The sequence below is a fragment of the Citrobacter sp. S46_ASV_140 genome, from assembly GCF_018919545.1.
GTDB lineage: Bacteria > Pseudomonadota > Gammaproteobacteria > Enterobacterales > Enterobacteriaceae > Citrobacter > Citrobacter braakii.
This window is the reverse complement of sequence record NZ_JAHLRC010000054.1, coordinates 22,022-28,809: the sequence shown is the minus strand read 5'-3', so window position 1 is coordinate 28,809 and position 6,788 is coordinate 22,022. Positions and strand designations below refer to the sequence as shown.

The window sequence follows — 6,788 nt, the reverse complement described above, 5'->3', positions numbered from 1 at the left end:
CAACCAAAACGGCGGTATACCTGATAACCAACGCCGACTCTGGGTTACCACACGCCGCCAACTGAGTAGCATATGCTTAAGCGCATCTTCATCTTTATGCCGTTCCGGGGTCAATGCCAGCATCACGGACACGCGCATTAGAAGCCCCGGACGCTGCACAGCTATCTGACGAACCAGAGCAATAAAATGTTCCGGGGACTGGACAGATAAATACCAGCCCTGCGAACTCTCGCAAGAATCGCTACGTCCGGCAAACAATGGCTCATTGTCGCCACACACCAGCACGACAGGCCCACTGAAACTCTCCGGAGGGAGCGCAACTTCATGAGCAGAATGCTCTGGCTTCAACCGACCATACTGACGCCAGCCATAAACGATCCCTGGAATGGAAAGCAATAAAACAATGACGGTAAGGCCGCCCCGGATACCCGCACTTACTGGGCTGAATCCCCAGACCAACAGTAAAGCCAGTACGGCCGCCAGCACATAGTTAACGATCCCTCGCAACTGGGCCATGTCTTAACCCTGCCCAATCAGCTGAGCAATCTGCCCTTGTAAGACATGAGAAAATGTTAGCCACAAAGCCCCCAACGCCAGCGCGCCAACTATCCATGCCAGCCACCAGCGGCGCTTACCGCCAGAGAAGCCGGACGCACGCATAATTACTGGTGAATCGTGTTTTAACTTAAAAGGCATCGCCTGAGTTGACAGCGCTTCGAGAACATCTTCACGACGTTCATCACCCTGCTCACGATAGCGACCCACAAAACCAAGCGTGATTGCGCGATAAAAGCAGGTTAATACGGCGGTATCAGGAACGGGCTCGCGCAGTACGGTACGAATGCGCTCCCAGAGCTCTTCCCCGGCATTGGTGGTATTGAAATAGTGGGCCTGTAAGGGTGTCGCAAGCCAGGTTGGCCAGAACACCTGATCAATATCCTTATTCATTTATTTCAATCCCTTAATACGGCGAATAACTCGAGTTGAATCTCTCCCAGCGTTCCCGGCACATAGAAGGCGCAATTACCAGCGTCCAGCATGGCCTGAGCTGCTGGATGATTAATCTCAAGAGCAAAGTATTGATTTTCCAGTCGTAACGGGATGGCTGCGGGTACATGCGTCAGCGGTTTTAACGGAATTCCGCTGAGTGCTACATTGACTACATCAGACACGTCTGCCCTGCTCCCCGCTTTACAGAGCTGTGGAAATTGCGTCAGTAGGACATGCGCAGGGAGATCTGAACGAACGGACAGGTAAAAATCAGCGCCTTCACGCAGTCGAGCATCCGACAGTGCACCATTCCAGAACTGTCTCTCCTGCGTCAGCTCAATAGCGACAACACGAGATGGCAGGCTGGCTTCCAGCAGTTCCACCAGCAATGCAAACAATGGAGGGAATACTTGCTGCGGATTTGCGTGCTGGTATGGGGGCACAACGCTGACATCATGTTCTAATGAAAAGGTCAGCAGGCTGCCCGCTAACCGCGCCAGTTCACGCCACAAAAGTTCGGGATGACGGCCTGGGTTTTGCAGCATTTCTCTCAGTACAGGCTCTGAGCTATTAAGCGCATTTAGCAGCCAAAACAACGAAACATCTGCTACCGCAAAATCTGCCATTCGTTCGTTACTTTCACGACGCAAGGCCATCAGACGGCGACAACGGGCCTGGATGCGATGCACCAAATCACTGAGAGAATTGATTAATAAGGGGCTGGCTGAGAGTGAAAGCGATGGCGGTAAAAAATCGCGTCCCAGCTCCCATTGCCCCTGAGCATTACGAGTCAGGCAAGCTACCGGACAGGTCAGATAAGCGCTGTTATCATCGTGGGCATACCGGAGGGTGATAGCATGCCGCAGCACTGCCATATCAGTCCGTTCCTGACCAGAGAGATCCTGCACTGGCAGCCATTCCTGCTGCCAGCGACACGGACGGCTAACGCCGTTGCCTGACGAAAGATTGCCGCCATTAGCCGAAAGCAGCGGCAACGCCAGGACGATATCAACGCTGCTGTAACCAGTAAGATGCGATAAATCACACGCCGGAGGCAGGTTATCTGAAATACCTGTATCCACTAACGTACCGTCAGGAAAACGCACAACCAGATTAACGGGATTCAAACGGGAAACCGTTAGCGCACTTTCATCAAACTCCGCGCTGATGACGCCCCACGGTGATGAAAGTGACATATGAGCCACAACGTCGGCTACATAGGCATCCCAACGTGTCTGTTGCTGAAACTGCTGGGGAGCCAGAAAGGCCCCCTCGCTCCATAACGGGCGATAGATCTTCATCGCACCTCCTGTGCATTGTGTCGTTAAGATTTCGACTTAGGCATTTGTGAAACTAACGACAAACTGACGTCCATACCTTCAACCTGAAAATGCGGAATGGCATACAGGCGCACGCGGAAGAAGCCTGGGTTATCCTCAATATCCTCCACCACAACACGCCCGTCACGAAGCGGGTGTGAAGCCTGCAAGTCATCGCCAGGATCGGTCATTTCGGTTACCAGACTGCGCAGCCAGTTGTTCAGTTCAAGTTCAAGCAGACGGCGATCTTTGGTCGTACCTATATTTTCTCGCTGCAGGATTTTCAGGTAGTGAGCGATACGAGAAAGCAGGAAGATATACGGTAGACGTGAGTTAATCCGGCTGTTAGCCGTCGCTTCCGCTGTATCAAACAGCGCAGGTTTTTGAGCCGAGTTAGCAGAAAAGAAGCAGGCGTAATCACGATTCTTATAATAAGAAAGCGGAATAAAGCCGAGGTTGGCGAATTCAAACTCCCGGGTTTCTGGAATCATCACCTCAGACGGGATCTTCACCTGATTACCTGTCCCCAGATCGTACAGATGGATAGGCAAGTCTTTAACCGCACCACCCGCCTGTGGTCCACGGATCTGGACGCACCAGCCATTCTTGATAAAACTTTTCACCATGTTCACAGCGAAAGAGAAAGAGGCGCTGGTCCACAGATATTTTTCATGATCCGGGCCCTTAACTTCTTCAACATAGTTAAAACTACGTACCGGCACGGTATCAGGACCATACGGCAGGCGACCCAGAACACGCGGCATAGTTAATCCGATATAGCGTGAATCGTCGCTATCACGGAATGCTTTCCACTTGATGTATTCAGCTCGTTCGAAATAATCATTGATATCTTTTATGGCCGCGACTTCTTCCATATTTTCCTTCAGGAAGAATTTCGGCCCAACGGAACCAATGAACGGCATATGACAGGCAGCCGACACACCCGAAATATTGCGCAGCAGTGCAATATCCTGTGGGCTGTTATCAAATTCGTATGCTGAAATCATTGCCGCAATGGGTTCGCCGCCTGGCTGATCATATTCTTCAATATAAACATGGCGATATAACCCACTTTGGATAAGTTCCGGCGCGTCGTCAAAATCATCACGCAGCGCATCCTTGCTGATATCCATCATTTCTACACGGACATTTTGGCGAAAATCGATACCGGTGATCATCGAGTGCACACCACGCCAGAGCGATTCTTGTTTTTGAAATTCAGCATGGTGCATAACTTCATTAACCTGGTCGCTAATCTGCTTGTCCAGACGAGCAATCTGCTCATCGAGCAGCGTTTTATCCAGGCGTTCTACTGGCTGCGCAGCATCCGCCAGACAAGAGACCAGAACCTGAATAGCGGCGGTCACGCGTTCAGCCGGAGCGGCATCAGAAAGCGCTTCATCGCTCTGCCATGCATCTACATTTTTTAATGTCGAAACCGGGGAAAGATTAATTTTGTCAAAGAGGGATTGATAAACGCTGCGTTCACTGGTCGTGGTGGTCGCGACTGAAGAGGTATGTTCCTGAACAGACATCAACATATTCCTTTTATGATCCTTTACTATTCCTGCCAATTAAGCGGAGGAAACCCTGTATAACGTTAAATCTCTTCTGGCATCATGGTTGCCAGTTCATCACGCAGTTCCTGACTCAGGGCTGGATTTTTGAGGATGATTTCCAGCTCGCGACGAAAAGCAGCGTTATCGAGTAAGTTAGATTTCAGGTCGCGCAGTAAGTTACGCATAGCCAACAGAACGCGTAATTGTGGGATATTTCGTGCGACCTGTTCAGGTTCAAAATCGCGGATATTTTTAAAGGTAAGGTTAATATCGTCAGTTCTGTCATCACCAGCTAACGTATTTTTAACACTCATATTTACTACTGGTGCGAACTTAGCTAACACATCATTGAAATTATTTTTATTAATATCAACCTTTTCGCGCTCGGATAATGGTTGTTGTTCTCTACCATTACTGAAATCACCTACAGCCAAAAGTTTTAACGGCAATTCAACCTTTTTCTGAACGCCTCCGGTATGTAAATCTAACTTAATATTAACGCGTGCCGTCGGCACTTCATTCTGAAAACTGTCACCCATACGTCCCTCTCAGACCGGCGGTTCCTGCCGATATTTTACATTTCCTAACGGAGCATTTTCCAATCGCTCAACGTGTTTCTTACAACGTCATTTCTGCGGGCAGTCAACAACGACTGTTAATGACAATTAACGATTATAATTAGTATGCTGACGTAATCCGACATATTACCTGAGATAAAACATGATCAATATCACTAATGCGCCAAATAATACATTAGTATTATTCATCTAAAAACAAAATCAAGAAAGTATATTATCTAATACAAGCGGAAGAAATTGATTAACGTTGAAAACATTCATGAAAAGAATGTTTTTGAGCTATAAAATATTAATTAAAGTAATAATTGTAATTATATCCATATTCCATGTAACTTATTTAAATATATAATCAGCGTCAATTTAACTACAAACAGAAAAAAGCCGGAGATATACTCCGGCTTTTCGCATTTCAATCAAGAACTCGCAAAAAGATTACCCTTCCTTCACTACAATCAGCGGCTCGATATCGCTCTCTTTTTTAATCACCAGCGACTCATCGCCGCGCAGGCAGGTCCCCCCATAGTTACCGCCTACGGTGAAGGTACAAACCTGAATATATTTACCGGCAATTTTTGGCAGACACCAAAGCTGCTGATAAATGTTCTTCTGCTCGGCAAACTTACCGCTGGTTTTATCCAGTAACTCTTCCTGATGGCTCACCAGATCGATGTTGCTGCCACAACGTCCTGCAATAGGTTTCACTGCATAACCGGTTTGCGCCAGCTCTTCATTAACAGTGAAATCAGTATCAAGCAGATAGCGGTGGTGTGGGAACAGTTGCCACAGGATCGGCAGAATCGCTTTATTACCAGGGATCACCGTCCACAGAGGTTCAAAGACCAGCACTTCCGGGCGCAGCAACACGTCGATTAAACGCACTTCCTGATTCGTATGCCCGGTACGAATTGGTACCGCAGCGTACTCCGTTTCACTGACCTCTCGCACCTGCTCAATTGCGGTTTCCCACGCCCAGGTTTTCCAGACGCAGTTCACCAGACGACCGTCCCCGTCAATCAGCTGACCAGCGTCATCCCAACGTAGCTCATCGAGGCCACGCAGAATTTTACTGTCAAACCCGGCCTGACGTAGCGCCTGCTGCATAAACTGAGCGTGGTAGTTTTCCTCTATATCTTTATCCTGCATGATGTGGACAAAAGGACGCGCGCGGCTGTGCTTCCAGGCCCCCGCCAGTTCGTTGATCAATCCTTCAGCTGGGTTGTGTCCCTGTCCTGTATAGCCCTGCTCGGCCCATCTTTCGAGGATCAAACCGGCTTCGGTATGGCACGATGCGGAATCGGCGTTGTACTCATACACCTTCAGTCCGCGTTCATCCATACAGAAATCCATACGTCCCGTAATCATATGATGCCGACGACGCTGCCAGGAAAGGCGCAGACGCGGCCAGAGGATTTTCGGGATATCGAACAGCGCCAACAGGTTGTCATCTTTCAGCACTTTGTCGGTCGCGTGCAGATACATCAGGTGCAGCTCGTTGGTGGCTTTGATCAGCTCCTGCTCTGCACTCTCGGTAATGGTGAAGTACTGATGCGGATCCTGATTAATCACGTGACCGTTCGCCAGCACGTAGGCTTTCTGCAGCGGATCCTGTTCATCAAGCCATTTACCGTCAAACTGCCCGTTATCTTCCAGTCGCGCGCCGCCAATTTTCAGCGAGTCATTGGCGATCTCCGGCTGCGGCAGGCTGTCACGGGTATCATCGGTCTGGATCATCCAGCCAAGGATGGTGGTGTCGTCAAAGGTATCACGCAAGGTGTAACAACCGTTTTCAACCACCATCTCCAGTTCGCGGGTCCACTGCTGTCCGGGAGGCAACGGCGTATGGAGCACGTTCTGTTCGGCAATACGGATTTTGTTTTCCAGCAACTGGGTGACGACCGCCACATGGCCGGTATCGTTAAACTCACCGCCTTTTTGCCAGATAAGCAGAGCACCGGCTACCGGCGCGCGGGGTGAACCATTCGGAAATGCCTGTAACGGCAGGATATTGTCATTCACCACTTCGCGTAGAAAGCGTAAGGAAAAGATCTCCCAGGCCATGCCTACATCGGTGAAGACCACGCCATAATTAAGGAAGAGAAAGCGGCGTGCGAACTCTACGCACTGCCATTTGTGGCCCATGTATTCGTCGTCGATATAGCTGCGAAATGCCGCATCATCGTCGTAGTCCCGTGGGTCGAGGGAGCTGTAATCTGAAGAGTAGATTGCTACGCCGCCTGGGGCGTAGCCCAATAATGTCCCGAATGGGGCATCCTGACTGGTCGTTCCTTTGCTCATGCACCTTACCTCAAAACAATACAGCCTGAGCAGGTTGGCGTGAATTT

General features: G+C 49.6%; 4 protein-coding genes and 2 pseudogenes. All 6 read right to left on the bottom strand.

Annotated elements, in window-relative coordinates; genetic code table 11:
- Nucleotides 1-516: pseudogene (locus KQJ19_RS14625) on the bottom strand (hypothetical protein); the annotation flags it as partial.
- 3 nt (nucleotides 517-519) lie between these two features.
- Nucleotides 520-915: pseudogene (locus KQJ19_RS14620) on the bottom strand (DotU family type IV/VI secretion system protein); the annotation flags it as partial.
- Nucleotides 916-953: 38 nt separating this feature from the next.
- Nucleotides 954-2,291 (bottom strand): type VI secretion system baseplate subunit TssK, encoded by a 1,338-nt coding sequence (gene tssK, locus KQJ19_RS14615; RefSeq protein ID WP_049283264.1) that lies wholly within the window; start codon nucleotides 2,289-2,291, stop codon nucleotides 954-956.
- A gap of 23 nt (nucleotides 2,292-2,314) precedes the next feature.
- Nucleotides 2,315-3,844, bottom strand: a complete 1,530-nt coding sequence (gene tssC / locus KQJ19_RS14610; RefSeq protein WP_016157464.1) for a type VI secretion system contractile sheath large subunit — start codon at nucleotides 3,842-3,844, stop codon at nucleotides 2,315-2,317.
- A gap of 65 nt (nucleotides 3,845-3,909) precedes the next feature.
- Nucleotides 3,910-4,407, bottom strand: a complete 498-nt coding sequence (gene tssB / locus KQJ19_RS14605; RefSeq protein WP_047499235.1) for a type VI secretion system contractile sheath small subunit — start codon at nucleotides 4,405-4,407, stop codon at nucleotides 3,910-3,912.
- A 471-nt stretch (nucleotides 4,408-4,878) separates the two neighbouring features.
- Nucleotides 4,879-6,741 carry a bifunctional glutathionylspermidine amidase/synthase gene (gss, locus tag KQJ19_RS14600; RefSeq protein WP_049283265.1) on the bottom strand — a complete coding sequence of 621 codons (1,863 nt, stop codon included), beginning with the start codon at nucleotides 6,739-6,741 and terminating at the stop codon, nucleotides 4,879-4,881.
- Nucleotides 6,742-6,788 lie beyond the last annotated feature (47 nt).